The organism is Aquabacterium sp., assembly GCF_035476535.1.
Classification (GTDB): domain Bacteria; phylum Pseudomonadota; class Gammaproteobacteria; order Burkholderiales; family Burkholderiaceae_C; genus Pseudaquabacterium.
The window spans coordinates 1-23,927 of sequence record NZ_DATILJ010000311.1; the positions used below are offsets into that span (position 1 = coordinate 1).

Sequence of the window (23,927 nt, forward strand, 5' to 3'; positions counted from 1 at the left end):
CGCCTGTTCGGGCCGAACCGCCGTCGGTGCGGGCCGAGGTGCCGCCGGCGCGGGGCGAAGCGCCGCGTGGGCGTGCTGCCGAGGCCCCGCCGGGACGGGCCGAAACCCCACCCGCGCGCGCCGCCACGCCGCCTGCGCGCGCCGAAGCACCACCGGCACGTGCCGAAGCGCCGCGGGCCGAGCCCGCGCGCCGTCCACCGCCGCAGGCCGAAGCCGCCCGGGCCGATGCGGCAAGGCCCGCCCCGGCCCCCAGCCCCGGCCGGGCCGGCCCCGAAGGGTCAGGTCGAAGGGCCTCGGGGCCAAAAGGCGGGGCCGACGAGAAGCCGGAAGAGCGCAAGAAGTAGCGGGCGCTGCAAGGCGGCGGTCGATCGGCCACAGGGCGGTCGGCCAGGGCTCGACGCCGCGTCACCGGGCTTGCGGCTCGCCATGCCAGGCCAGGGGTGAGAATGCGGCGCGCCGCCCTCTTGCGCGGCAAGCTGCGAAGGGCCGCGTGATGAGTGCATTGATCCTTGGGCTGCTGCTGTTCCTGGGCATGCATTCGGCGCGCATCGTTGCCGATGGCCCGCGCAGCCGCTTCATCGCGCAGCGCGGCGCCGGCGCCTGGAAGGGCCTGTACACGCTGGCTTCGCTGGCCGGCTTTGTGCTCATCGTCTGGGGTTACGGCCAGGCCCGGCAGCAGCCGGTGCTGCTGTGGTCCAGCCCGATCTGGACCCGTCACCTGGCGTCGGTGTTGACGCTGCCTGCCTTCGTGCTGCTGGCGGCGGCCTATGTGCCGCGCAATGCGCTGAAGGCGAAGCTGCACCACCCGATGGTGCTGAGCGTCAAGACCTGGGCACTGGCCCACCTGCTGGCCAACAACACGTTGGCCGATGTGCTGCTGTTCGGTGGCTTCCTGCTGTGGGCGGCACTGAGCTTCCGCGCGGCGCGCCAGCGCGATCGTGCCGCCGGCACGGTGTACCCGGCGGGCACGGCCGCCGGCACGGCGCTGACGATCGTGATCGGCGGCGTGGCCTGGGCCGCGTTTGCGCTGTGGCTGCACGGGCCCTTGATCGGCGTGCGGCCCTTCGGCTGATCCACCTGATCCGCCCCACAGGCGCCGCAGACGCCCAGGGGCGGCCGGCTTGAGCCGGCCCGGCGGCACTCAGTTGTCGGCGTCGGCGCTTTCTTCCGCTTCGATGTCGCGCGCCTTGCGCACGCGCTGCGCCAGCTGCTCGCGCAAGGGCGCCATCGATTCGACCAGCGCCTGCGGCGGCACCGCGCCGCTCAGGCGCAGCGCCGGCAGGGGCAGTGTGCTCATGTAGGGCGCACGGGTGAAGCGGTCGGTGTTGCGGTTCAGCGTGGCCAGCGACACGCCGCCGAAGGCCAGCGCCACGGCGGCCACCGCGCCGGTGACGATGCGGCCATGCTGCGGCAGCACATGCGCCAGCTGGGCGCGCAGCAGCAACGCCAGCAGCACCACGGTGACCGGCGCCGACAGCTGCCACAGCAGCGGCCAGGACAGGCTGGCGCCCAGTTGCGGCAAAAAGGCCTCGACCAGTTCCACCGCCAGCACCCAGGGCAGCACCAGACGCAGATGGCCCCAGAAATCAAAGCGGTGCTGGAACAGCTTGGACACCAGCGCCCAGGCGCCGCACCAGCCGATCACGGCCAGCGGCAGGCCGAACAGCAGCGGCAGCCAGGCAGTGAAATCGGCGCCGGGGTCCAGCGTCACCCATTGGCGCACCGTCATCACGACGAGCAGCAGCGCCGCCTGCAGCGCCATCGTGGCCGGCTTGTGTTCGGTGAAGATCAATCGGCGCTCGGGCGCCAGCGGCTCGCCGCGCAGGCGCAGCCGCAGGCGGGCCGTGCCCAGCTGCAGCAGCGCACCGCCGGCGGGCAGCACCTGCTGCTGGCCGGCGGCCAGGCGCTTGCCGTCGACCAGCACGCCGTTGTCGCTGTGGCCCACCGTCAGCACCAGCCGGCCTTCTTCGTCCGGCGCCAGCGTGGCGTGGGCTGCCGCCACGTGCAGGTCGTCCAGCACCAGCGTGTTGTCCAGCGCCCGGCCCAGCGTCAGCGGCCAGCGATGCACATCCACCGCGCGGCCGGTGCGGCCGTCGCGTTCGAGCAACTCGATCAGCGCGAGCCGGTCTTCGGGGCGATCCATGCGTATCCGTCGAGGTAGTGCTGCGCCAGGCGCTGCGCGTTGGCGAAGCTGACGCCCAGCGCGTCGAGCCGGCCCTGCACGCCGATCTGCGTGCCGTCCAGCGTGGCCACCAGCACGCTCAGGTCGTGCAGGCCCTCGAGCTTCTTGTAGGCGCGCACGCAGATCACCGCGCGCAGCGGCAGGCCCTTGCGGTCCACATTGCGCTCAACGCAGCGCGGCGCGGTGCGTGCGGGATCATTCGCCCCCATGAACTCGTTCTGGAAGCTGGCCGAATAACGTTCGGCGAAGCGCAGCGCGCCGAGCTTGCTGCCGTCGTAGGCCTCGTGGCGCACGGTGATGTAGCCGGTGCGCAGCGCGCCATTGATGAACACGCGGCTGTCCATCTCGCAATCGGAGCGTTCGAACTGCAGGCCGCGCACCGCCTGCGGCGAACCGTGGCCCCAGCAGCGCATGTACAGCTCCTGCGGCACCGGAATGGCGTAGCGTGCATGGCCGGCGTTGCGCCAGGACTGGGCGATGAAGCGATCGCTCAGGTCGGTTTCATGCTCGAGCAGCTGGCGGGTGATTTCCGGGTAGGCCGGTTCGATGATCGGCGCGGCCGCACGGCCACGCGCCAGCAGCTTGCGCACCGGCGCGGCGGGCACCAGGAAGCTGACCTGCTCTCCATCACGCCGCGTCGCGACATTGACGCCGACCAGCCGGCCATGTTCGTCCAGCGCCGGGCCGCCGCTCATGCCGGGGCTCAGCGAGCCGCCGAAGAACAGCGTGGGCAGGAAGCTGCGTTCGACCTGGCCGTTGTAGGTGCCTTCGGCGACCGCGAAGCCCACGTCCAGCGGGTTGCCGAGCGAGAAGATGCGCGCACCGCGCGCCAGCGCATCGGCTTCGGGCGCCAAGTTCACGGTGCCGCGGCCGGCCAGCGGCGCGGGGTCGACCGCCTTCAGCAGCGCCAGGTCGTGCACCACGTCGAAGGCCAGCAGCTGCAGCGCGCCTTGTTTGCCGTCGATCGTGGCGTAGACCAGCCGATGGCGCTTGGGCTGCAGCGCGTACTGGCTGATGACGTGGTAGTTGGTGACCAGATGGCCTTCGCGGGTGACCAGGAAACCCGAGCCCACCGAGGACTGGCTGTCCTGCGTCTTCAGCAGCGTGCGCACCTGCAGCAGCAGCGGGCGGCTGCGCTCGTAGATGCGCTGGCCGGCCCCGGAGACCACGGCGGGCGGTGGTGGTTCGGCGCTGGGGTTGCTTTCGTCGCGCGGCGCGCTGGCCGGTGCGGCCGGGGCGCTGGCGGTTGCAGGCGGCGGTGCGGCGCCGGGGCCTTTGGCCGCCTTGGGCGCGCTGGCGGCCACCGGGGCTCGCGAGATCGGGGGCGTCACGGCCCGCGGGCCCGCCGCCGGGGCGGACGCACTTTCTCCGGGGGCTGCGGCCTGGCCGGAGACGGAGAGAACGGTGAGCACGCAGGCGGCCCACAGCGGCAGTGCCCGGCTGGCTCGCCTGCTGGCTGCCATCAACATCGGTTGATTCTAGGCGGCGGGTCCAAAGGCCTTCGTGCAGCCCAGTGCTTCAGCGTGCTTCGGGGCCGAAGAACCGCTCGAACAGCTCCGAGCCATCCAGTTCGCGGGTGTGCAGGCCTTCGATGGGCTCGGCAAACGGGCTCGGGCCGGCGCTCGGCGGCGCGGCCGGCAGGTCCTGCGGCAGGGTCGGATGCCAGGCGGCCACCGTGCGGGCAACGGTGCCATGTTCGCGGTAATGCTGCAGGATTTGCGTCAGCGACGGCAGTGCTTGCGCTTCCAGCGCATCGGCGACGTGGCCCACGCCCGCGCTGCTGCGCCGGCAGGGGGCCGGGTCGTGCAGCAGGTGGGGCGGGCGGGCGTGCGGATGCATGAGCGGCAGCTTAGGGCGCTGCCGGCCCGGCCGATCGGCCGAACAAGCGCTTACAAACGCGCCAGTTCGATCCGGCGCGTCAGTACCGCCGGGCCGTTCCCAAGGGACTGACGCACCCCCCTGGGGGGCAGCGAACGAAGTGAGCGTGGGGGCTTCCATTCAAAGAGTGATGCGCACCGCCGCCGTCAAGGCCCTGCCGCCCAGCGGCGCCAGGTCACGCGCGGTGCGCAGCGCACTGGCGTTGGTGGCCAGGCGGTTGAAGGCGTTGTCCAGCTTCAGCGTCCACAGCGCTTCGCCCGCGCCCCAGCGCTGCAGCCAGCCGGCCGACAGGCCCAGCAGCGTGTAGCCCGGCGTCGCGACGTCGCCGCTGGAAAAGCGCTGCTGCGAGGCCGCATGCTGCAGCTGGGCCGCGGCGCGCCAGGCGCCCTGCGCCGCCTCCAGCCCCAGCGTGATGCGCATGGGCGCCAGGCGCGGCAAGGGCTCGCCGGTGCGGCTGTTGCTGCCGCGCAGCCAGTCCAGGCCGGCGTTGGCGTCCAGCGTCCACGGCCGCTCGACCAGCCGCGTGCGGCCTTCGAGTTCGAAGCCGTGCAGCCGCGCCGGCACGGCGCGGAAGGCGTATTCGGGCAGCGATGTGGCTTCACCGTCCTCACCGGTCTGCTCGATCAGCGCGCCGGTGGCGTCCAGCGCGATGAAGTTGTCGAAGCGGGTGGCGAAGGCGTTGGCACGCACCGACTGGTGGCCTTGCTTCCAGTGCAGGCCCAGGTCCAGCTGGCGGCTGCGTTCGACCGCCAGCGCAGCGTCGCCACGCTCATAAGTGCCTGTGGCCACGTGCACGCCGTTGGCGAACAGCTCGTAGTAGGCCGGCGCGCGCTCGGTGCGGCCCAGGGAGGCCGTCAGGCCCCAGCCGCCGGACAGCGGCCAGGCGCCGGCGACCGACAGGCTGCGCGGCGCGAAGCGGCGTTCGCTGGCCGGGCCGAACTTCGCTTCTTCGCTGTCGCTGGCGTCCCCATCCGAGCGCACGCGGCTGCGCTCGATCCGCAGCCCGGCGCTCAGCGACGCGGCGCCGATGCGCAGCTCTTCCAGCGCAAACAGCCCGGTGCTGCGGCTGCGCGTGGCCGGCACGAAGGCTTCTTCACCGAGGGCCGAGAAGTCCAGCTGCTCGGCCTGCAGGCCGAGCACACCGTGCAGCGCGCCCAGCGGCGTGTCGATCGCGGCGTGGCGGGCCTGCAGCCGCAGCTCACGGCCGGTGCTGCGGAACACGGTGCCGACCGCACCGTCGCCTTCGACCTCGGCATGGCGGTACCGCGTCTGGCCGAGGCGGAACTCGACCTGGCTGAACGGCCCGGCGAGTTCGCGGCGCTCACCGGCGAATTGCACTTGTTCGCGGCGCATGCGGATCGTCACGTCGGGCTCGACCGTCACGCCGTAGTCGTTGCGGTAGCTGTCGACCGCGGCGCCGACAAAGCCCTTGGCATCGGCCCAGCTGGCGCCGACAGCGCCGGCGCGGCTGTCGCCGGCGCTGTTGGCGACGCGGGTGGTGGCAGGCAGGGCTTCGCCGTCGGCGATCGGCGTGAAGCGCGGCACGCGCAAGTCCTCGCTGCGGCGGGCCGCGACATCGCCATGCCAGTTGAAGCCCTTGGCGCCGCCTTCGAGTACCGCTGCGCCGGCGCGTTCGGCCGCCGCGCCGCCGAAGCGCAGTTCGGTGCGGCCGGAAAAGCCGTCCAGCGCAAAGCGCGGCACGCGGTTGTCGATCGTGTTGACCACGCCGCCGGTGGCGTTGCCGCCGTACAGCAGCGCGGCCGGGCCGCGCAGCACCTCGATGCGCTCGACCACCAGCGGCGCAATGGCCACCGCATGGTCGAAGCTCAGGTTCGACGCATCGGCCGAGGCGCCGCCGTTGTCGAGCAGGCGGATGCGGTCGCCGTCGAGGCCGCGGATCACCGGCCGCGCACTCTGCGGACCGAAGCCAGACGACGCGACGCCGGGCAGGCCGGCGAGCGTGTCGCCCAGCGTGCCGGCGCGGCGCAGCGCCAGGCCGTCGCCGCTCAGCACGGTGGCGGGTTGCAGCGATTCGTCGCGGCCCAGCGGGTTGCCGGTGATGACGACGGTGTTGACCGGGGCTTCTTCGGCCCGCGCGGTGAGCGCGCAGGTGCCCGTGTGAAGGCACAGGCAGGCGCAGGCCACGCGCGACAGCGCGGGCCGGGTGAAGACGGAACGGGACATGGTGGAGGCAATCCTTGCAAACGACAGCGGGGCGCGGCGGCGGCCGTGTCTGTGCAGGACAGACACGGCGGCGGACGCGCAAGGCGGGCGGCCGGCTTCAGCCGGCCTGGGGGCGGTCATGAGCCAATGTGGCTCTGCCACTTTGCTCATCCCCCTCGGGGGGCGGACGACGTATGTCGTCGGCCTGGGGGCGGTCAGTCAGTGCAGGATCGGGGGGCCGCGGGCGTGATAGCCGGCCGAGGTGCCACCGCGCAACAGCGCGGCGATGGCAGGCGGCACGGCGTGCTGCAGGCGCAGCGCCAGCACCGCCACCAGCGCGGGCAGCACGCCGAGGCCGAGCGCGCCCAGCACCAGGCACTGCGGGCAGACCGCCTCGTCGGCCGGGGACGACGCATCGGCGGCCACCGCGTGGCTGCTGCTGCTCCATGTCACCCCGCTGCGCGGCTGGCCGCCGTTCTGGTGCGCCAGGCCATGCAGCAGCGTGATCGGCTGCATCAGCAGCACGAGCAGCGACAGCAGGGTCAGCAGGCGGGAGCGCATGGTCGTCGGTTGGCCCGGCAGCATAGCAGCGGGGGTCGGCGCATCGACCCCGACGGCACCCCCGGAAGGGGGATCCCCCGCTGTTCCGACCCTTGGGTGATGGTGGGCGCCGAACCTGCGGCCGATGATGCCGGCACACCGACACATCAAGGAGGTTTTGCATGTCCCCGATCTGCGTGCCCGCGCTGCCGATGTCCCGTTTCTCGCCGCCCGTGTCGTCCGTCGACAGCGATGAGCTGAATGCGCCGCGCAGCTGCGGCTGGTTCGAATCCAGCCGCGAACTGGTTCAGGGCACGCGGGTGATCGAGCACAGCGGCTTCGACGGGCTCTCGTTCGACGTGCCGCTGGCCTGGCAGCTGGCCGCCTGCTGCTGACGTGGCACGGCCGCAGGCTGAAGCGCGTGCCGATACTCGCGCAGCATCTGGTGGCGGGTGTAGGGCGTGGCCCGGCCGGACAAGGCCAGCGACAGCTGCGTCACCAGGTCGTGCGTGCGCGAGGGCGGTGCCTTCGCCACGCCCAGGCTGAGCCCGCCGGCCAGCGCCAGCGGCAGCCAGGCGCTGATGCGCAGCCGCGGCGCATGGGCGATCAGCAGCGTGGCGGCACTGGCCGCTGCGCCCAGCACAAAACCGCTGAGCGCCTCGGACACTGTGTGCGCCTGCACCGGCACCCGGGAAACCGCCACCAGCGCGGCCAGCCCGTAACCGGCAGCCAGTCCGCGGCCGTGCCAGGCGGGCGGCAGCCAGCCCTCGGCCAGCCGACACAGGATGGGCAGGATCGCCGCGGCAAACATCGCGTGACCGGACAGGCCGGTGAAGTTCCACGGCGCGTAGCCCAGGCCGTAGCCGATGAAGGCGATCTTGCTCGCGGTGGTGAGGAGGGCCGCGATGCCGGTGCTCAGCGTCCACGCGATGGCCAGCCGCCAGGCGCCGCGCCGCAGCACCAGCCACAGCAGCATCGCGGCCATGGCCGGCAGCAGCAGCTGCGCTTCACCCAGGCGGGTGATCAGGCGCCAGGCCAGTGGCGCACCGGCGCCCTCGTCGATCAACACCGGTGGATCAGCGCGCGGGCGCCTGGTAGCGCTCGACCAGCGCGGCCTCCAGCCGATAGGCGGCGGTGCCCATCGGCGAGCCCTGGCGCGCGGCGCGCAGGCGGCCGCTGGCCCACACCGTGTCCATCGTGCGGTAGCCGCTCAGCGGCTTCGCCGGCTGCACCAGCACGATCTGGTTGGCCGGCGGCGGTGGCGTGTGCACGCAGGCGCCGAAATAAGGCACCAGCAGGAACTCGGTGATGCCGGCCTTGGATTCGTCCAGCGGCACCAGGTAGCCCGGCAGCTTGATCGCGGCGCCGTCGAGCGAAGGCTCGGTGGGCGCGTTGTCCCAGGCCTCGCGCATCTTCTGCATCATGTCGGCCACCTTGGGGTCGGCATCGTTCATCGCGCTGAGGTTCTGCTCGCGGAAGCCCTTCATCGGGTCCCAGCCCTTGGGCACCAGGTCGTCCCAGCGCAGCTCGGTGTAGCCGCTGGGCTTGCTGGCGGCCTGGGCCAGCGCGGTGCCGGACGCAGCCGCCAGCGCCAACCCCAGTGCGTGACCCAGCCATTGGCGACGCGGCAGGGTGGGCGTCGGGGTCGGCATCAGGCGGGACAGCTCAGGCATGGGGGGATCTCGGCTCAAACACGGGGCGACAGCCCATCGATCAAGGACAAGCGATAAGCGCGCCAGCCCGGCACCAGGCTGGCCAGCCAGCCGCCGGCCAGCAGGGCGCCGATCAGTCGCCATTCTGGCGTGCCGGGCGCTGCCGGCCGCAGCACGATGCCGAATTGCCCTTGCACCCAGCTGCCCAGCAGGGCCACCGCGGCCCAGCACACCAGTGCGCCCAGCAGCACGCCGGCGGCGGTGACCAGCCCGCCTTCCAGCGCCAGCAGCAGCAGCATCTGGCGCGGCCCGGCGCCCACCGCGCGCAGGATGGCCAGTTCGCGCCGGCGTTCGTTCAGGCCGGCCAGGATCACCGCCATCAGCCCGGCCAGGCTGACCACCGCGACCAGCGCGCTCATGGCCTGCAGCCCGCGTTCACCCAATGCGACGACGTCCCACAGCTCGTCCAGCGCGACGCCGGGCAGGATGGCCAGCAGTGGCTCGTCGCGGAAGTTGGCCACCTCGCGCTGCAGCGAAAACACCGCGGCGCGGCTCTTCAGCCCGATCAGCACCGCGGTGACGCTGCGCGGCGTCAGCTCACGCTGCACCGCGCCTTCAGCCGACACCGCCATGCCCGGCAGCGGCGCACCGGCCAGCCAGTCGAGGTGCAGTGCCTCCATCGCCTGCAGGCTGATGTGCACCGTGCGATCGACTGGCGTGCCGGTGGGCGCCAGGATGCCGACGATGGTGAAGGGCTTGTCGGCATGGTCGTTGGCGCGGAAGGCGCCGTCGCCATGGCTGAGCACGATGCGCTGGTCCAGTCGGTAGCCCAGGCGCTGCGCCACTTCGGCGCCCAGCACGGCCTCGAACACGCCGCCGGGCGGCAGGCCATTGAAGGCCCGGCCCTGGGCCAGCTTCAATGCTTGCTTGTCACCATGCCGAAAGTGCTGGAAGTACTCGGCCGTCGTGCCCAGCACCGCGAAGCCGCGGTGGCTATCTCCCAAAGAGAGCGGCACCGCCCAGGCCACCGCGCGGTGCTGGGCCAGCGTCAACGCGCTGCTGTAGCGGATGTTGTTGGTCGCGTTGCCGATGCGAAACACCGCATACAGCAGCAGCTGGACCGGCCCGGTGCGTGCACCGACGATCAGGTCGGTGCCGGACACCGCTTGCGAGAAGGTCTCGCGCACGTCCTGTCGGATGCGTTCGATGCCCAGCAGCAGCAGCGTCGACAAGGCGATCGACAGCATCACCAGCCCGAGCACGAAGCGGCGGTTCCAGGCGCTGCGCGCGGCCAGGCTCAGCAAGGGCGTCATGCAAGCACCCGTTGGGCGTGGTTCAGCGCCGGCAGATCCAGCTGACGATCAAAGTGCGCGGCCAGGCGGCTGTCATGGCTGACGAAGACCAGCGCGCTGCCGGCTTCGTGGCAGGCCTGCAGCAGCAGCGCCATGAAGGCTTCGCGCAGGTCTTCGTCGAGCGCCGAGGTCGGCTCGTCGGCGATCACCACCTCGGGCTGGCCGATCAGCGCACGTGCCGCGGCGACCCGCTGCTGCTGGCCGACCGAGAGTTCGGCGGCCGGGCGGCGCCACAGGCTGGGGGGCAGGCCGCTGCGCTCGAGCAGCTGCTCGGCGCTGCCGGCGGGTGCACGCGACGCACGCAGCGCCGAGAAGCGGCAGGGCAGGCGCACGTTGTCCAGCACCGACAGGTAGGGCAGGAGATTGAACTGCTGGAAGATGTAGCCCAGGTGGTCGGCGCGCTGGCGGTCGCGCCGCGCCGCCGACAGCGCGGACCAGGGCTGGCCGAGCAGGCGCACGCTGCCGGCATCGGCCAGCAGCACGCCAGCGATCAGCGACAGCAGCGTGCTCTTGCCGCAGCCGCTGGGTCCGCGCACGAACACGCGCTCGCCGCGCGCGACCTGCAGCGCATCGATCTGCAGCACATCGGCCGTGCTGGCGGGCCAGCGATAGCGCAGGTCGTGGAGTTCAAGGGCAAGGTGTGACGGCGGCGTGGACATGGCCGCGCAGCTTAGCCCGTCTCGCGCGGCCAGCCGGGCCAGCCCGACCCGGCCGGCATCAGCAGCCGCTGGCCCGGGCCCACGCGCCGTGGCCCGGTGCATTTCGTCGGCCATGGCCGCCGTTCGTTCCAGGGCTCGGGGGCTTCGTCGCACGCCGCTGGTGGCGTGGCGCGCGCCTTCCTACAGTGCAGCCATCGACACACGCCACGGCAACCCCAGGAGCCCCCCCATGAGCCAGCACATCACCCAACACGCCATCGCTTTCAGCCTGGCCGCACTGATGACCCTGGGCGTGCTGGGTAGCTTGAACAGCATGGCCGCCACCCAGTACCAGGCGGCGCAGACCACGGTGGCGCAGCAAGGCATGTGCGACGCGAAAGCCTGAGCCTGAGCCGCACGCCAGCCAGTCGACCTGACTCCTCCCGTCCCCCTGACCCGTGGGGACTTTGCGCCCGCCGGACCACCAGGCCCGGCGGGTTTTCTTTTCTGCCGCGCGCGCACGATGCGGCCTGTGCGATAAAGCCGGTCGGACCGCCGGGCAGCACGCGGCGGCGCATGGAACGATGGAGCGGCGATGAAGGCAATCTGGAACGGCGTGGTGGTGGCGGAGAGTGAGGACACGGTGGTCGTCGAAGGCAACCACTACTTCCCCGAGGCATCGCTGAAGCGTGAATACACCAGCTTCAGCAACCACCGCAGCAGCTGCCACTGGAAAGGCCAGGCGCACTACTACAGCCTGTTCATCAATGGCGAGATGAATGCCGATGCAGTCTGGTACTACCCCGAGCCCAGCGAGGCCGCGCAGCAGATCAAGGGCCGCGTGGCGTTCTGGAAGGGCGTGCAAGTCGTCTGATCGCCGGGCCGAATGTGTCGGCCCGGTGATGAAGTTTCACGGCGTAGCAGCACTGCGCCACAGCGCGGCAATCCCGTGATCGTGCAATGCCCCCTGCATCTTTTTGTGCGGCGAGGGGTTCTTGTGATGATCGATATGAAACGGGTGGCCACGATGGCCGCCGTGGTGGTGAGCGCCGTGCTCGCCGCCTGTGGGGGCAAGGGCAGCGACGACGACGACGGCACGGCGCGCATCCGCCTGCTCAATGCCAGCGGGGCCTATGCCTCGCTGGACTTCTATGTCGACGACGTCAAGAAGAACAGTGGCCTGGGTTATGGCGCGGTCGGCGAGTATGCGTCGGTGAGCACCAGCGCCAGCCTGTCGACGGTGATCACCAACACCGGCAGCACCTCGGCACTGTCGACCACCGGCCGCTCGCTGTCCAAGGACGTGGCTTACACGGTGGTGGCCTATGGCTGGCAGGGCGCGATGAAGACCGCGCTGCTGGAAGAGAACGTCACGGCGGCCGACAGCGGCAAGACCAAGCTGATGGTGCTGAACAGCGCCATCGATGCCGGCAGCGTCGACGTCTACCTGACCGGCACCGACGAGGCGCTGGACAACGCGAGTGCTGTGGCCGCGAGTGTGGCGGGCGGCGCTACCGTGGGCTACACCAGCGTGACGTCCGGCACCTACCGCTTGCGCGTCACCGCGGCCGGTGACAAGAGCGACCTGCGGCTGGACGTGTCCGGCCTGACGCTGGCCAGCACCCAGGTGGCGACGCTGATCGTCACGCCGGGCTCCGGTGGCGTGCTGGTGCATGCCTTGCTGGCGGTGCAGCAGGGCAGCGTGAGCGCCTTCAACAACAACCTGGCGCGCGCCCGCGTGGTGGCCTCGGTGGCCGGCAACGGCAAGGTCACCGCCAGCCTCGGCGGCAGCACGCTGCTGAGCGGCGGCACCTCGCCGACCATCGGCAGCTACGGCACGTTTGTCGCGAACAACAGCGCGCTGCAGCTGGTCGTCAACGGCACGCCGGTGGCGGTGACGGCACCGGCGCTGGCTGCCGGCAGCGACACCACGCTGCTGGTCTGGGGCAGCGCCGCGGCGCCGCAGCTGGCGGTGATCAACGACGACAACCGCCTGCCCACGCTGAGCACCAACGCCAAGCTGCGCTTGGTGCATGCCGTGTCCGGCCTGAGCGATGCGCTGACGCTAACGGCTGATTTCAGCGTCATCGCCGGCGATGTGCTGCCGGGCACGGCATCGGCCTTCGGCAATGTCACCGGCGGCAGCAGCCTGCGGCTGGACGTCAGCTCGCCGCTGTCGACCGCTGCGCTGTACACGCTCAGCGACGGCACGCTGGCCTCACGCGGCGTCTACACGCTGTTCATGCTGGGTGAGGCGGCGCAGCCGAGTGCGGCGCTGCGCAAGGAGCGTTGAGGGCGCGGGCGCGCGAGGTGCGTGCCTGGCCGCACGGCAGGTTTCAAGACTCGGTGCGGTCCAATTTGTCGAGCAAAGCCAGCGCGCGCTTTGGATTGCCGCGCGCGGCGCGCGTCTCGAAGCGCACCCGCGCGTCGTAGTTGGCCAATGCCACGGTTGCCAACTCGTCCATCAGCTTGTTGACGCTGATCGAGTTGGCACGCGCCAATGCCTTGAGTCTTTCGTGCTTGTCGTCGGGCAGTCGAATCGTCAACGTGGACATGGCAGTACCTCCAGGCATTGTTCGGGGGTCAAGACCTTGAGATGCGGGAATTTCAGTTCGCCGAGCGACACGTCGCGCAGGTTGCGGGTCACGATGGCGTCTGCCTGCGCGGCGACGGCCAACTCGATCAGATGGTTGTCCGCTTCGTCTGGCAGATTGGGACGCCAGGCATAGAACACTTCGATCCATTTGCAGCGGTTCGCGAAGCCGTCAAAGATCTCTTCACGTTCTCGGGCGTTGAGCAAACAGTTGCCAAACAATTCGGTGCGGCCGAGCACGTCTTCGTATTCCGCCAACAGCGCTGGACCGATCACCGGGTCGTAGTGCCCGGCCAGGCAAGCCCGCAAGACCAGCCGCGCGCTGCCGGCGTCACGCAGCAGCGCGGCGACCAGAACATTGGTATCCAACACCACGGTAGGCATCGGCAAATGATAGCGTATGTGCTGTCATTTGCTGGCCCCGGAGGAGGCGACCGATGTGCTTCTCAGGCCAGCTTGCCGTTCTGAAAGTCTTCAACCGCCTGCATCAGCTGGTCCCGCGTGTTCATCACGAACGGGCCGTACTGCGCAATCGGTTCGTTCAGCGGTCGGCCGGCAATCAGCAGCGCGCGGGTCGGCTGCTCGCCGGCCTGCAGCACGATGCCTTGCGTGTCGCCGCCGTTGGCGAGGAGCGCCATGCGCTGCACCGGCACCGCGGTGTCGCCGATCGACAGGCCGCCGCGGTAGACATAGACGAAGGCATTCAGCGCCGGGTCCAGCGTCTGTTCGAAACGGGCGCCGGGCTCGAGATGCAGGTCCAGGTACAGCGGCTCGGTCTGGTCACGCTGCACGGCGCCCGGCACGCCGTGGCTGGCGCCGGCGATCACGCGCACCTGCACGCCGTCGCGCGTGAACTCGGGGATCTCGCCGGACGGGATGTCGCGGTACCAGGGGTCGCGCATCTTGTCCTTGGCGGGCAGGTTCAGCCACAACTGGAAGCCTTCCATGCGGCCTTCTTCCTGCTCCGGCAGTTCGCTGTGGATCACGCCGCGGCCGGCGGTCATCCACTGCACGCCGCCATTGCTGAGCAGGCCTTCGTGGCCGGCTGAATCGCGGTGCCGCATGCGGCCGGCGATCATGTAGGTGATGGTTTCGAAGCCGCGGTGCGGGTGGTCGGGGAAGCCGGCGATGTAGTCGCCGGGGTTGTCCGAGCCGAAGGCGTCGAGCATCAGGAAGGGGTCGAGCCGGCGTTGCAAGGTGTTGGTCAGCACGCGCGTGAGCTTGACGCCGGCGCCGTCGCTGGTGGGCTGCCCTGCGACCAGCCGCTCCACCGTGCGCGCACGGCTGACGACCGGGGTTTCGAAGGTGGTGTGGTTCATCACAGGGTCTCCATTCAAAGGGCAAACAGTCTTAAACGCAGTCTCGAACACAGCCTCAAACCGTTTCGGTATCGTGCACCAGCTGCGCGATCTGCGCTTGTGCGTCGGCCACCGCGCGGGCTTCGGCTTCCGGGCCCATCGCCAGGCCTTCGGCGTAGATGAAGCGCACATCGGTCATGCCCAGGAAGCCGAGCATGGTCTTCAGGTAGGGCACCACGGTGTCGCTGGGCTGGTCGCGGTGCACGCCGCCGCGGGTCAGCACGGCATAGACGGTCTTGTTCTTCAGCAGGCCTTCCGGGCCCTTCTCGGTGTACTGGAAAGTGACGCGGGCACGGGCGATCGCATCGATCCAGTGCTTCAGCTGGCTGCTGACGCCGAAGTTGTAGGTCGGCACGCCCAGCACCACGACGTCGGCGGCCTGGATCTCGGCGATCAGCGCATCGTCCAGCGCGACACGGGCGGCCTGCTCCGGCGTGCGGGCTTCGGCCGGCGTGAACAGCGCTTGCAGCGTGCTTTCGTCGAGGGCAGGATGGGGCGCCAGGTTCAGGTCGCGCAAGGTCAGCGTGGCCTGCGGCTCGGCGTCGCGCAGGCGCTGCACCAGTTCGTTGGCCAGGCGGGTGGAGAAGGAACCGGCCCCGTTCGCGAACGCACGGGCGCTGGAATTGACTTGCAGGATGTTCATCTGGGACTCCGGTGGGTTGGATGGCGATGGAGTCACTGTATTGGTTCGAATCCGGCAACGGAAGCCGTTGGACTGGATAACATTGTTCCATCTCGGGAACGATCAATGAAGAAGGCGCGGCCATGGTGGACCTCGATGCCAATGACCTGATGCTGTTTGCGCGGGTCGCCGAAGCCGGTAGTTTCAGCCGTGCGGCCGAGCGCGTGCGCCTGCCCAAGTCCACCGTGTCGCGGCGCATCGCGGCGCTGGAAAAGCGCTTTGGTGAGCGCTTGCTTCAGCGCAGCACACGCAAACTCAGCATCACCGAATTCGGCGTCGGCGTGCTGGACCATGCCCGGGCGCTGGCCGCGGAGGTCGATGGCGCGCAGGCGCTGGCCCAGCATCGCCAGGCCAAGCCCAGCGGGCGGCTGCGCGTGTCGATGCCCGGAGACTTTGCCGGCTTCGCGTTGCCGCAGATGCTGGCCAGCTTCGTGCAAGAGCATCCGGCCATCGTGCTGGAACTGGATCTGTCGCCCCGGCGGGTCGACTTGATCGGCGAGAACTTCGACCTGGCAGTGCGCATGGGCGAGTTGCCGGATGACAGCCAACTGGCGGCACGCAAGCTGGCGGCGATGACGATGGGGCTTTACGCCGCGCCGGCCTACCTGCAGGCGATCGGCATGCCGGCGTCGCCGGACGACCTGCTGGCGCTGCACGGGCTGATGCTGCTGTCGCGCTCCGGCGATTCGACGCCCTGGCAACTGGAACGCGGCAGCGGCAGCAGCCGCGAGCGCTGGAGCGGGGCACCGGTGCAGCACACGCTGGCCAATTCGCCCGATGTGCTGATGCGCATGGCGCAGGCAGGTGTCGGCGTGGTCATGGTGCCGGACTTCTATGCGCTGGCGCAGGTGCAGGGCGGCGCGCTGGTGCGTGTGCTGCCCGATTGGTGCCTGCCGGCGGGCAACTGCTGGGCTGTGTTTCCCGGCCGGCGCCTGATGCCGGCGCGCACCCGTGCCTTCCTGGACGCGCTGGTGGCGACGATGGGCACCTGCACCGAGTCCTCCGTCGTCGCCTGAGCGAAGGGCAGGTGGATGGCGACCCTGGGTGTGATGCACCAGCGCCGTTTGCGCGAAGTCTGGCGCTCGGCCGGCTGGCCGTTCCAGGACCTGATCGAGATCGAGCTGCTGGCCGCCGGCCTGCTGACCCGCGAGCGGGATGTTGCCGGCCGCGAAACCGTGCGCGTCACCGATGCCGGCGTCGCCTTGTTGGCGCAGACGCTGCAGCGCAACCGCGCGGCGCGGGATGCGCATGAGCAACTGGTCGGTCGCATCGCCCGCGAGATGCAGCGCGCCGGGCGCGTGGTGTGGCGCGGCTTGTCGCTGCGCGCCAAGGTGGGCGAGGGCGACGAGGCCGGCTGGGTGATGGCGATGCCGGATGTCTACTCGATCCGCTACACCACGGTGGAGGACTACCTCGAACCGGTGGTGCACGAGATCAAGGTGCGCCGCGCCGACCTGTTGGCCGACCTGCGCAAGCCGGCCAAGGGCGAGGCCTATCGTCAGATCGGCGGTGAGTGCTGGTATGTGCTGCGCGCCGGCATTGGCGGACCGGCCGACGTGCCCGAGCTGTACGGCGTGATGGCCGCGCACGACAGCGGTGAACTGGAGGTGCTGCGCCCGGCGCCCAAGCGTGCATGCAAGCTGCCCTTCGGCATCTGGATGGCGCTGGCGCGGGCGGTGCCCGAGCCGAACGATGACGACGCGCAATCGCCGCTGACCTGATGCCGGCGGCGGTGAGGCTGCCTGCGCGGCGGCCGGATGCGGCCACCATGACCTGCGAGGTCATGGCGCGATGCTGTGTCCTGCGGCACGATGGCGGCCATGCACACCGCCACCTTGCCCCCCGCCCGAGCGGCAACGCCCTCCGCTGTGGCGCGCCCGGCCCCCGGCGCGCCTGCTGGGCACAGCCTGCGCGACCTGCGCCAGCGCCGGCGCATCAGCCAGCTGGAGCTGTCGCTGCGCGTGGGCGTGTCGCAGCGTCACCTGTCCTGCATCGAGACCGGTCGCGCGCAGGCCAGCCGCGAGATGCTGCATGCGCTGCTCGATGCACTGGAAGCGCCGCTGGCCGAGCGCAACGACACGCTGCTGGCCGCAGGCTATGCGCCGGCCTTCAAGCAGCGCACGCTGGCCGATGCCGAGATGGCACCGGTGCGCGATGCGCTGTCACGCCTGCTGGAAGCGCATGACCCGGCGCCGGCCTTCGTGCTCGACGACGCCTGGAACCTGCTGCAGGCCAACCGCGGCACCGTGGCGATGATGCAGCTGCTGGGGGTGCACCCGGACGGGCTGGGCCAGGGCCTGAACCTGCTGCGCGCGATGTTCGCGCCGGGCGGCCTGGCGACGGCGCTGCTCAATGCCGACGAGGTCTGCGCCGAGGTCTGGCAACGTGCACAGCGCGAGGCGATGCTGAGCCCGGCGCTGCGGCTGATCGTCGAGGAACTGCGGCCGCAGCTGCCCCGTCGGCTGACGTCCCACGCCCCCAGCGCCAGTGCCATGCCCTTGTTGCTGACCTGGCTGCGCACGCCGGATGGCGGCGAGCTGAAGTTCTTCTCGGCCTTCACCACCTTCGGCGCGCCGCTGGACGTGACCGCGGCGTCCTTGCGCGTCGAGCATTTCTTCCCGGCGGACGCCGCGACCCGCCAGCGTTTGGCCGACACCGTGGCAAGGCTGCCGGGCTGACCCGCTGCCGCGCCGCGACCCGGTCGGCACAATGTCGGCTCCCCACGAAGGAGACTCATCGATGCGTCGCCGCCTGACCGGGCTTGCCCACGCCGCCCTTCTCACCACCAGCCTGCTGCTGGTCGCCGTGCCGGCCGTAGCGGCCGCCGCCAGAGCGGCCGCACCCAGCGTGGCTTGGCTGGCCGCCGCCGGCGATGCCGACATCGACAAGGCCTTCGCCCAGGCCCGCAGCGAGAAGAAGCCGATGCTGCTGTACTGGGGCGCCAAGTGGTGTCCGCCGTGCAACCAGCTGAAGGCGACGCTGTTCAACCGCCAGGACTTCATCGAGCGCTCGAAGAGTTTCGTCGCGGTCAACATCGACGGCGACCTGCCCGGCGCGCAGAAGCTGGGTGCGCGCTTCAAGGTGCGCGGCTACCCGACGATGATCCTGATGACGGCCGACGGCACCGAACTCACCCGGCTGCCCGGCGAAGCCGATGCGCCGCAAGTGATGGCGATGCTGCAGCGCGGCCTGGCCGGTGGCCGCCCGGTGAAGGCGGTGCTGGCCGATGCCCAGGCCGGCAAGACGTTGGCCAGCAACGAGTGGCGTGCGCTGGCGCTGTATTCGTGGGACACCGACCAGGACCAGCTGGTGCCCGAGGCCGAGCGCCCGGGCCTGCTGGCGCAGCTGTCGGCGGCCTGCCCGGCCGGCGAAGCGGAGTCGGCGACGCGCTTGCTGCTGAAATCGCTGGCCGCCAGCGACGATGGCAAGGGCATCAAGGCGGATGCCGCGCTGCGTGAGCGGGTGCGCAAGCTGCTGGCCGACCCGGCCGCCAGTCGCGCGCAGATGGAAATGCTGGTGAACTACTCGGCGGACATCAGCAAGGCGCTGGCACCGGAGCCGGGCGCGGAACGGCAAGCCGTTGCGCGAGACTTCGAGGCCGCCCTGAAGCGGCTGGAGCCCGATGCCAGCCTGTCGCGCAGCGACCGCTTGTCGGCGCTGCTGGCCCGCGTCGACCTGGCGCGGCTGGACCTGGCCAAGGACGAGCGCCACCCGAAGCTCGACGCCGCGCTGCTGAAGGCCGTGCGCGAGCATGTCGCGCGGGCCGACAAGGAGATCACCGATGGCTACGAACGCCAGGCGGTGATCACCGCGGCCGCGTACATGCTGGGTCAGGCGGGGCTGTGGGCCGAGAGCGATGCGCTGCTGAAAGCCAACCTGGCCAAGAGCCATTCGCCCTACTACCTGATGAACCAGCTCGGCAGCAATGCCCGCAAGCTGGGCCGCAAGGACGAGGCGCTGCGCTGGTACCAGCAGGCCTTCGACAAGAGCGAAGGCCCGGCGACACGGCTGCAATGGGGCGCGACCTACTTCAGCGCGCTGGTCGAGCTGGCGCCGCAAGATGTGGCCCGCATCGAGAAGACGGCCACGCAGCTGTTCAGCGAAGCGGCGCAGGACCAGGGTGCGTTCTACGAGCGCAGTGCACGTTCGCTGCAGCGCGTGGGCAGCAAGCTGGTGAGCTGGAACAGCGGCGGCCAGCATGCCGCGACGCTGGAGCGGCTGCACAAGCAGGTGGACGGTGTCTGCGGCAAGCTGGACGCGGCCGACGGCCAGCGTCCCACTTGCGAGGCGCTGGCCAAGTCTCTGGCCAGGCCGAAGGCTTGAAACGCCTTACTTGATCAGGCCCTCGGCCCGCATCGCGGCTTGCACTGCGGGGCGTGCCGCGATGCGCGCCGAGAAGGCTTGCACATGGGCCAGGCCGCCGAGGTCGACGCCGACGCGCGAGGCCCAGCTGGTCACGGTGAACAGGTAGGCATCGGCCACGCTGAACTGCTCGCCCATCAGGAACTGCTTGCCTTCGAGCTGCTCGTTGACCCACTTGTAGCGGCCCGCCAGGCGCTCGCGGTAAACGGCCTTGCCTTCTTCGGGCATCGCCGGGTTGAACAGCGGCGAGAAACTCTTGTGCAGCTCGGTGGAGATGAAGTTCAGCCACTCCATCAGGCGATAACGCGCCATCGTGCCGGCCGCGGGGGCCAGGCCGCTGGCGGGCACCTGGTCGGCGATGTACTGCACGATCGCCGGTCCTTCGGACAGGCGCTGGCCGTCGTCCAGCTCCAGCAGCGGCACGTAGCCCTTTGGGTTGATGGTGTAGTAGTCGGTGCCATCGGCCAATTGGTGCGTCTTGGTACTGGCCAGCACCGGTTCGAAGGCCAGGCCGGCTTCGCGGAGCACGATGTGCGGGCTGAGTGAGCAGGCGCCAGGGCTGTAGTAGAGCTTCATGAGGTGAGGTCTCCGGTTGTGGGTTGGCGACGATAGCCTGTAGCCGATTGCCCCTGGCGGCGCTGCGGCTATGCTGAATGCCTTGTTGCTGCCAGGCTGCCGCCATGCCCCGTCCCGTGCTGGAAGAGTCCGCCCTCCATCCCGCCATCCGGCAGAAGGTGGCCGAGTACCACGGTGCCGTGCTAGGCGAGGTGCAGGCCGCTGCCGCACGGCATGTGGTGCTGGTGGTGGGCATGCGGCAGAACCCGTTTCCGCGCAAGGCCCGCAAGGCGCTCGATGCGGCGGGCGTGGCTCACCACTACCTCGAGTACGGCAGCTACCTGGGCGATTGGCGCCGGCGCGGCGCCTTGAAGATGTGGACCGGCTGGCCGACGTTTCCGATGATCTTCGTCAAGGGCATGCTGATCGGCGGCCATGATGATTTGGTCAAGCTGATCGCCAGCGGCGAACTTCAGCGCTTGTTGGCCGCTTGATCACCGCGCGGAGCCGCAACAATCGCCGGCATGGATGCTGTGACTCACGATGGCGCGGGTGCGCTGCGGGCCGGCCGGCTGGCCCGTTGGATGACAGGCATGGCACTGCTGCTGGCCATGCCGCTGCTGGCGGCCGAACCGGTGGCGCTGAAGCCGTGCCGGCTGAAAGGCGTCGAGCACGAGGCCTGGTGCGGCGTGCTGCAGCGGGCCCTGGACCCCACGCAGCCGCAGGGGCCGCAGATCGATCTGCACTATGCCGTGCTGCCGGCCCTCGCGCGGCGCAAGGCGCCGGATCCGGTGTTCTTCTTCGCCGGCGGGCCGGGGCAGAGTGCCATCGAGCTGGCTGGCCCGCTGTCCAAGCGCTTTGCGCGCTTCGGCAACCGGCGTGACATGGTCTTTGTCGACCAGCGCGGCACCGGCCGCAGCGCGCCGCTGAAGTGCCGCGACGACGACGAGCGTGCGCCGCCGCGGCCACTGGCCGAGATGCTGGACGAAGGCTGGCAGCTGCAGCGCCTGCAGGCCTGCCGGCAGGCGCTGCAGAAGCTGCCGCATGGCGACCTGCGGCAGTACACCACGACGATCGCAATGGCCGACATCGATGCCGTGCGCCAGGCGCTGGGCGTGGCGCAGATCAACGCCATCGGCGCGTCCTACGGCACGCGCGCGGTGCTGGAGTACATGCGGCAGTTTCCGAAGCAGCTGCGGCGAGCGGTGCTCGATGGCGTGGCACCGGCCGACATGGTGCTGCCGGCTGCTTTTTCGACGGACAACCAGGCGGCGCTGGATGCGCTGTTCGATGCCTGTGCCAATGAACCGGCCTGCCGGCAGCGCCACGCCACGTTGCGCGCGCAATGGCAGCAGTTGCTGGCCGGGCTGCCGCGGGAGTTGCTGCTGCAGCACCCGCTGACCGGGCAGCCCGAGCGCGTGACGCTGAGCCGCACGATGCTGCTCGGCGCGGTGCGCGGGCCGCTGTACAGCCCGGCGCTGGCCGCCGGCCTGCCGGCAGCCCTGGCCGAGGCGGCGCAAGGCCGTTTCGAAGCGCTGATCGGCCTGGCCAGTGGCCTGGGCGGCGGGGGTGGTCTGTCCACCGGCATGCACTTTTCGGTGGTCTGTGCCGAGGACGTGCCGCGCCTGGCCCAGGCGGCCGACGCGGCGGGCCCCGACTTCGGCGACAGCTTCGCGGCGCTGTACCGAAACGTCTGCGCCGAGTGGCCACGCGGCACGCCGCCGGCGGTGTTCTACACGCTGCCGCCGGCATCGGTGCCGACGCTCATCGTGTCAGGTAGCGCCGACCCGGCGACGCCGCCGCGCCATGGCGCCCGGGTGGCGCGGGCACTGGGGCCGCAGGCCCGGCATGTCGTCGTGCCTAACGCCGGACATGGTGTGTTGCAGCTGGCGTGTTTGCGTGAATCGGTTCAGCGCTTCGTCGATGCCGACGATGGGGAGCAGGCGCTGAAGGTCGATGCCGACTGTGCCGCTGCGCTGCCGCGGCCGCCGGCGTTTGTGCCGGTCAACCCGATCGCCGCATCGGCGGGAGCCGCACGATGATCGAGGTGCAGGGCTTGAGCAAACGCTTCGTGCAGGGCCGGGGTCGGAGCGCGCGCGTGGTACAGGCGGTGCAGGGCCTGGACCTGCTGGCGGCTGACGGCTGCATCACCGGCCTGCTCGGACCCAACGGCGCCGGCAAGACCAGCACGCTGCGCATGATTGCCACGCTGGTCGAGCCCGATGCCGGCCAGATCCATGTCGACGGCATCGACGTGGCCCAGCGCCCGCGCGATGCGCTGGCGCGCATGGGCGTGCTCTCGGATGCGCGTGGCCTGTACCCGCGGCTGACGGCGCGCGAGAACATCGTCTACTACGGCCAGCTGCAAGGCATGGCGGTCGATGCGGCGAACGCGCGGGCCGATCAATTGGCCGAGATGCTCGAGATGAAGCCGCTGCTGAGCCGCCGCACCGAAGGCTTCAGCCAGGGCGAGCGCATGAAGACCGCGCTGGCCCGGGCGCTGGTGCATGACCCTTCGCACATCATCCTCGACGAGCCGACCAATGGCCTCGATGTGCTGGCTACCCGCAGCCTGCGCGAGGCGCTGCGCATGTTGCGCGACGAGCAGCACAAGTGCATCGTGTTCTCCACCCACATCATGCAAGAGGTGGAGCGGCTGTGCGACCGCGTGGTGGTGGTCTCGCACGGCCGCACGGTGGCCGAAGGCACGGTGCCCGAGCTGCTGGAACGCACCGGCGATGTCGACTTCGAGGCCTGTTTCGTGAAGCTGGCGTTTGCGAAGGAGGCCGCGGCATGAGGCTGGCCTGGATCGTGTTTCTCAAGGAGTTGCGGGATGCGCTGCGCGACCGCCGCACCTTGCTGATCGTCGTGCTGTCATCGGTGGCCGTCGGGCCGGTGATCCTGGTCGCGCTGTCGGTGCTGGTGGCCGGCATCGAGCAGCGCGCCGAGGCGCGCGAGGTCTATGCGGTGGGCCTGGATCACGCGCCGACGCTGCGCAACTACCTCGAGCGCCAGACCTATGTGATCAAGGCCGCGCCCGAGGACTATGAGCGTCAGCTGGTGTCGCGCCAGTTCGGCGAGCCGGTGCTGGTGATTCCGGCGGATTTCGAGGCCGACCTGCTGCGCGGCGTCGCGCCGCTGGTCGAGCTGGTGAGCTCCAGCGCCAACACCCGGGCGCAAGGCAGCCTGGGGCGGCTGACCCGGCTGCTGCAAGGCTTTGGCCAGGAGCAGGCGATGCTGCGCCTGGCCTTGCGCGGCGTGGCGCCGGCGCTGGTGCAGCCGGTCCGCATGGAAGAGCGCGACCTGGCGGACCCACGCGCGCGCGCCTCGCAGCTGACCGTGATGCTGCCGTTCTTCGTGCTGATGGCGGTGCTGTACGGTGCATTGCACGCCGCGCTCGACACCACCGCGGGCGAACGCGAACGCGGCTCGTTGGAGCCTTTGTTGATGAATCCGGCGTCGCGCATGGCGCTGGTGTTGGGCAAGTGGGGCGCCGTGGCCAGCGTGGGCATGCTGATCGCGGTGCTGTCGTGCTTCAGCTTCCTGCCGGCGCAATGGCTGCTGCGCAGTGAAACGCTGGCGGCAATGTTCCAGTTCGGCCTGCGCGAAGCGGGCCTGTTCCTGGCCTTGCTGCTGCCGCTGGCGGCAATGCTGGCGGCCGTGCTGATGGCGGTGGCCATCCGCTGCCGCAGCTTCAAGGAGGCGCAGGCCAACAGCACGGTGGTCATTCTGGCGATCTCGCTGCTGCCGCTGGTGACCGTGTTCAATCAGGAGGGCGAAAAGCCCTGGCACCTGTGGGTACCGGCGCTGGCGCAGATCACGTTGATGGGCCGGGTGCTCAAAGGCGAACTGATCGCCTGGGCCGACCTGCTGGCGCCGTTGGGCGTGGCCGCGCTCGGCACCACGCTGTGCGTGGTGTTCGTGGCGCGGCATCTGCGGGGGGCGGCGGTGAGGTAGCGCGGCGGCCGCCGC

27 protein-coding genes are annotated in these 23,927 nt (G+C 70.4%); 13 read left to right on the top strand and 14 right to left on the bottom strand.

Annotated features, from left to right (window positions below; genetic code table 11):
* Positions 1-493: 493 nt before the first annotated feature.
* Positions 494-1,072, top strand: a complete 579-nt coding sequence (locus VLK61_RS29910; protein WP_325426978.1) for an NnrU family protein — start codon at positions 494-496, stop codon at positions 1,070-1,072.
* 69 nt (positions 1,073-1,141) lie between these two features.
* Here VLK61_RS29910 and VLK61_RS29915 read toward each other — a convergent pair whose 3' ends face one another.
* The 5 genes from VLK61_RS29915 to VLK61_RS29935 form a co-directional block, all read right to left on the bottom strand.
* Positions 1,142-2,143: an FHA domain-containing protein gene (locus VLK61_RS29915; protein WP_325426980.1), complete on the bottom strand. Its 1,002-nt coding sequence runs from the start codon at positions 2,141-2,143 to the stop codon at positions 1,142-1,144.
* Positions 2,113-3,513: a S1 family peptidase gene (locus VLK61_RS29920; RefSeq protein ID WP_325426982.1), complete on the bottom strand. Its 1,401-nt coding sequence runs from the start codon at positions 3,511-3,513 to the stop codon at positions 2,113-2,115. Before VLK61_RS29920 ends, VLK61_RS29915 begins: the two co-directional genes overlap by 31 nt.
* 187 nt (positions 3,514-3,700) lie before the next feature.
* Complete coding sequence (locus VLK61_RS29925; protein WP_325426984.1) at positions 3,701-4,021, bottom strand: hypothetical protein; 321 nt, start codon at positions 4,019-4,021, stop codon at positions 3,701-3,703.
* 159 nt (positions 4,022-4,180) lie between these two features.
* Positions 4,181-6,244: a TonB-dependent receptor gene (locus tag VLK61_RS29930; RefSeq protein WP_325426986.1), complete on the bottom strand. Its 2,064-nt coding sequence runs from the start codon at positions 6,242-6,244 to the stop codon at positions 4,181-4,183.
* Positions 6,245-6,442: 198 nt separating this feature from the next.
* The gene (locus VLK61_RS29935; protein ID WP_325426988.1) at positions 6,443-6,784 is read right to left on the bottom strand and encodes a hypothetical protein; all 342 of its coding nucleotides are present in this window, start codon (positions 6,782-6,784) and stop codon (positions 6,443-6,445) included.
* Between the two features lie 161 nt (positions 6,785-6,945).
* Between VLK61_RS29935 and VLK61_RS29940 the strand changes: the two genes are divergently transcribed.
* A complete protein-coding gene (locus VLK61_RS29940) occupies positions 6,946-7,158 on the top strand; it encodes a hypothetical protein (protein ID WP_325426990.1) in 213 nt (70 codons plus the stop codon).
* On the opposite strand, the gene VLK61_RS29945 is transcribed toward VLK61_RS29940, so the two are convergent.
* From VLK61_RS29945 to VLK61_RS29960, 4 genes are read right to left on the bottom strand one after another with little or no spacing between them, the layout of a single operon-like run.
* Complete coding sequence (locus VLK61_RS29945) at positions 7,071-7,832, bottom strand: phosphatase PAP2 family protein (protein WP_325426992.1); 762 nt, start codon at positions 7,830-7,832, stop codon at positions 7,071-7,073. The two genes, VLK61_RS29940 and VLK61_RS29945, sit on opposite strands and share 88 nt — an antisense overlap.
* 7 nt (positions 7,833-7,839) lie before the next feature.
* A complete protein-coding gene (locus VLK61_RS29950; protein ID WP_325426994.1) occupies positions 7,840-8,436 on the bottom strand; it encodes a DUF3299 domain-containing protein in 597 nt (198 codons plus the stop codon).
* Positions 8,437-8,450: 14 nt separating this feature from the next.
* Positions 8,451-9,728 (bottom strand): ABC transporter permease, encoded by a 1,278-nt coding sequence (locus tag VLK61_RS29955; protein WP_325426996.1) that lies wholly within the window; start codon positions 9,726-9,728, stop codon positions 8,451-8,453.
* Positions 9,725-10,426: an ABC transporter ATP-binding protein gene (locus tag VLK61_RS29960; RefSeq protein WP_325426998.1), complete on the bottom strand. Its 702-nt coding sequence runs from the start codon at positions 10,424-10,426 to the stop codon at positions 9,725-9,727. The genes VLK61_RS29955 and VLK61_RS29960 overlap by 4 nt, the downstream gene beginning before the upstream one ends.
* A 229-nt stretch (positions 10,427-10,655) precedes the next feature.
* On the opposite strand from VLK61_RS29960, the gene VLK61_RS29965 reads away from it, so the two are divergent.
* From VLK61_RS29965 to VLK61_RS29975, 3 genes are all read left to right on the top strand, one after another.
* Entirely contained in the window at positions 10,656-10,811 is a 156-nt protein-coding gene (locus VLK61_RS29965) for a hypothetical protein (RefSeq protein ID WP_325427000.1), read from the top strand.
* A 189-nt stretch (positions 10,812-11,000) separates the two neighbouring features.
* On the top strand, positions 11,001-11,279 hold the full coding sequence (locus VLK61_RS29970; protein ID WP_325427002.1) for a DUF427 domain-containing protein: 279 nt from the start codon (positions 11,001-11,003) through the stop codon (positions 11,277-11,279).
* A 126-nt stretch (positions 11,280-11,405) separates the two neighbouring features.
* Positions 11,406-12,698, top strand: a complete 1,293-nt coding sequence (locus tag VLK61_RS29975; protein ID WP_325427004.1) for a DUF4397 domain-containing protein — start codon at positions 11,406-11,408, stop codon at positions 12,696-12,698.
* Between the two features lie 43 nt (positions 12,699-12,741).
* Here the strand turns inward: VLK61_RS29975 and VLK61_RS29980 are convergent, their stop codons facing one another.
* From VLK61_RS29980 to VLK61_RS29995, 4 genes are all read right to left on the bottom strand, one after another.
* Positions 12,742-12,960, bottom strand: coding sequence for a toxin-antitoxin system HicB family antitoxin (locus VLK61_RS29980; protein ID WP_325427006.1), 219 nt, complete (start codon positions 12,958-12,960; stop codon positions 12,742-12,744).
* The gene (locus VLK61_RS29985; protein ID WP_325427008.1) at positions 12,948-13,382 is read right to left on the bottom strand and encodes a putative toxin-antitoxin system toxin component, PIN family; all 435 of its coding nucleotides are present in this window, start codon (positions 13,380-13,382) and stop codon (positions 12,948-12,950) included. Before VLK61_RS29985 ends, VLK61_RS29980 begins: the two co-directional genes overlap by 13 nt.
* A gap of 62 nt (positions 13,383-13,444) precedes the next feature.
* A complete protein-coding gene (locus VLK61_RS29990; protein ID WP_325427010.1) occupies positions 13,445-14,317 on the bottom strand; it encodes a pirin family protein in 873 nt (290 codons plus the stop codon).
* A gap of 55 nt (positions 14,318-14,372) precedes the next feature.
* Positions 14,373-14,999 (bottom strand): FMN-dependent NADH-azoreductase, encoded by a 627-nt coding sequence (locus VLK61_RS29995; protein ID WP_325427012.1) that lies wholly within the window; start codon positions 14,997-14,999, stop codon positions 14,373-14,375.
* 122 nt (positions 15,000-15,121) lie between these two features.
* On the opposite strand from VLK61_RS29995, the gene VLK61_RS30000 reads away from it, so the two are divergent.
* The 4 genes from VLK61_RS30000 (at position 15,122) to VLK61_RS30015 (ending at position 19,361) form a co-directional block, all read left to right on the top strand.
* Positions 15,122-16,054 (top strand): LysR family transcriptional regulator, encoded by a 933-nt coding sequence (locus VLK61_RS30000; protein ID WP_325427014.1) that lies wholly within the window; start codon positions 15,122-15,124, stop codon positions 16,052-16,054.
* Positions 16,055-16,069: 15 nt separating this feature from the next.
* Positions 16,070-16,759 carry a hypothetical protein gene (locus tag VLK61_RS30005; protein ID WP_325427016.1) on the top strand — a complete coding sequence of 230 codons (690 nt, stop codon included), beginning with the start codon at positions 16,070-16,072 and terminating at the stop codon, positions 16,757-16,759.
* A 114-nt stretch (positions 16,760-16,873) separates the two neighbouring features.
* Positions 16,874-17,716 (top strand): helix-turn-helix transcriptional regulator, encoded by an 843-nt coding sequence (locus VLK61_RS30010; RefSeq protein ID WP_325427018.1) that lies wholly within the window; start codon positions 16,874-16,876, stop codon positions 17,714-17,716.
* Positions 17,717-17,777: 61 nt separating this feature from the next.
* Positions 17,778-19,361, top strand: a complete 1,584-nt coding sequence (locus VLK61_RS30015) for a thioredoxin family protein (RefSeq protein ID WP_325427020.1) — start codon at positions 17,778-17,780, stop codon at positions 19,359-19,361.
* Between the two features lie 6 nt (positions 19,362-19,367).
* Here the strand turns inward: VLK61_RS30015 and gstA are convergent, their stop codons facing one another.
* The gene (gstA, locus tag VLK61_RS30020; RefSeq protein ID WP_325427022.1) at positions 19,368-19,976 is read right to left on the bottom strand and encodes a glutathione transferase GstA; all 609 of its coding nucleotides are present in this window, start codon (positions 19,974-19,976) and stop codon (positions 19,368-19,370) included.
* 104 nt (positions 19,977-20,080) lie between these two features.
* On the opposite strand from gstA, the gene VLK61_RS30025 reads away from it, so the two are divergent.
* The 4 genes from VLK61_RS30025 to VLK61_RS30040 are packed head-to-tail and all read left to right on the top strand — an operon-like array spanning position 20,081 to position 23,912.
* Positions 20,081-20,449 (top strand): glutaredoxin domain-containing protein, encoded by a 369-nt coding sequence (locus VLK61_RS30025; RefSeq protein WP_325427023.1) that lies wholly within the window; start codon positions 20,081-20,083, stop codon positions 20,447-20,449.
* 30 nt (positions 20,450-20,479) lie between these two features.
* Positions 20,480-21,997: an alpha/beta hydrolase gene (locus VLK61_RS30030; RefSeq protein ID WP_325427024.1), complete on the top strand. Its 1,518-nt coding sequence runs from the start codon at positions 20,480-20,482 to the stop codon at positions 21,995-21,997.
* Positions 21,994-22,752, top strand: a complete 759-nt coding sequence (locus tag VLK61_RS30035) for an ATP-binding cassette domain-containing protein (protein ID WP_325427025.1) — start codon at positions 21,994-21,996, stop codon at positions 22,750-22,752. The genes VLK61_RS30030 and VLK61_RS30035 overlap by 4 nt, the downstream gene beginning before the upstream one ends.
* Entirely contained in the window at positions 22,749-23,912 is a 1,164-nt protein-coding gene (locus VLK61_RS30040; protein ID WP_325427026.1) for an ABC transporter permease, read from the top strand. Before VLK61_RS30035 ends, VLK61_RS30040 begins: the two co-directional genes overlap by 4 nt.
* The last annotated feature ends 15 nt before the right edge of the window (positions 23,913-23,927 follow it).

What these genes read in the sequence shown, in the direction of transcription:
- VLK61_RS29915 (WP_325426980.1), bottom strand. Translation starts at nt 2,143, where the DNA reads ATGGATCGCCCCGAAGACCGGCTCGCGCTGATCGAGTTGCTCGAACGC.
- VLK61_RS30040 (WP_325427026.1), top strand. Translation starts at nt 22,749, where the DNA reads ATGAGGCTGGCCTGGATCGTGTTTCTCAAGGAGTTGCGGGATGCGCTG.
- VLK61_RS30005 (WP_325427016.1), top strand. Translation starts at nt 16,070, where the DNA reads ATGGCGACCCTGGGTGTGATGCACCAGCGCCGTTTGCGCGAAGTCTGG.
- VLK61_RS29995 (WP_325427012.1), bottom strand. Translation starts at nt 14,999, where the DNA reads ATGAACATCCTGCAAGTCAATTCCAGCGCCCGTGCGTTCGCGAACGGG.
- VLK61_RS29975 (WP_325427004.1), top strand. Translation starts at nt 11,406, where the DNA reads ATGATCGATATGAAACGGGTGGCCACGATGGCCGCCGTGGTGGTGAGC.
- VLK61_RS30025 (WP_325427023.1), top strand. Translation starts at nt 20,081, where the DNA reads ATGCCCCGTCCCGTGCTGGAAGAGTCCGCCCTCCATCCCGCCATCCGG.
- VLK61_RS29940 (WP_325426990.1), top strand. Translation starts at nt 6,946, where the DNA reads ATGTCCCCGATCTGCGTGCCCGCGCTGCCGATGTCCCGTTTCTCGCCG.
- VLK61_RS30015 (WP_325427020.1), top strand. Translation starts at nt 17,778, where the DNA reads ATGCGTCGCCGCCTGACCGGGCTTGCCCACGCCGCCCTTCTCACCACC.
- VLK61_RS29925 (WP_325426984.1), bottom strand. Translation starts at nt 4,021, where the DNA reads ATGCATCCGCACGCCCGCCCGCCCCACCTGCTGCACGACCCGGCCCCC.
- VLK61_RS30035 (WP_325427025.1), top strand. Translation starts at nt 21,994, where the DNA reads ATGATCGAGGTGCAGGGCTTGAGCAAACGCTTCGTGCAGGGCCGGGGT.
- VLK61_RS29990 (WP_325427010.1), bottom strand. Translation starts at nt 14,317, where the DNA reads ATGAACCACACCACCTTCGAAACCCCGGTCGTCAGCCGTGCGCGCACG.
- gstA (WP_325427022.1), bottom strand. Translation starts at nt 19,976, where the DNA reads ATGAAGCTCTACTACAGCCCTGGCGCCTGCTCACTCAGCCCGCACATC.
- VLK61_RS29960 (WP_325426998.1), bottom strand. Translation starts at nt 10,426, where the DNA reads ATGTCCACGCCGCCGTCACACCTTGCCCTTGAACTCCACGACCTGCGC.
- VLK61_RS29910 (WP_325426978.1), top strand. Translation starts at nt 494, where the DNA reads ATGAGTGCATTGATCCTTGGGCTGCTGCTGTTCCTGGGCATGCATTCG.
- VLK61_RS30000 (WP_325427014.1), top strand. Translation starts at nt 15,122, where the DNA reads ATGGTGGACCTCGATGCCAATGACCTGATGCTGTTTGCGCGGGTCGCC.
- VLK61_RS29930 (WP_325426986.1), bottom strand. Translation starts at nt 6,244, where the DNA reads ATGTCCCGTTCCGTCTTCACCCGGCCCGCGCTGTCGCGCGTGGCCTGC.
- VLK61_RS29965 (WP_325427000.1), top strand. Translation starts at nt 10,656, where the DNA reads ATGAGCCAGCACATCACCCAACACGCCATCGCTTTCAGCCTGGCCGCA.
- VLK61_RS29980 (WP_325427006.1), bottom strand. Translation starts at nt 12,960, where the DNA reads ATGTCCACGTTGACGATTCGACTGCCCGACGACAAGCACGAAAGACTC.
- VLK61_RS29955 (WP_325426996.1), bottom strand. Translation starts at nt 9,728, where the DNA reads ATGACGCCCTTGCTGAGCCTGGCCGCGCGCAGCGCCTGGAACCGCCGC.
- VLK61_RS29970 (WP_325427002.1), top strand. Translation starts at nt 11,001, where the DNA reads ATGAAGGCAATCTGGAACGGCGTGGTGGTGGCGGAGAGTGAGGACACG.
- VLK61_RS29985 (WP_325427008.1), bottom strand. Translation starts at nt 13,382, where the DNA reads ATGCCTACCGTGGTGTTGGATACCAATGTTCTGGTCGCCGCGCTGCTG.
- VLK61_RS30030 (WP_325427024.1), top strand. Translation starts at nt 20,480, where the DNA reads ATGGATGCTGTGACTCACGATGGCGCGGGTGCGCTGCGGGCCGGCCGG.
- VLK61_RS29935 (WP_325426988.1), bottom strand. Translation starts at nt 6,784, where the DNA reads ATGCGCTCCCGCCTGCTGACCCTGCTGTCGCTGCTCGTGCTGCTGATG.
- VLK61_RS29950 (WP_325426994.1), bottom strand. Translation starts at nt 8,436, where the DNA reads ATGCCTGAGCTGTCCCGCCTGATGCCGACCCCGACGCCCACCCTGCCG.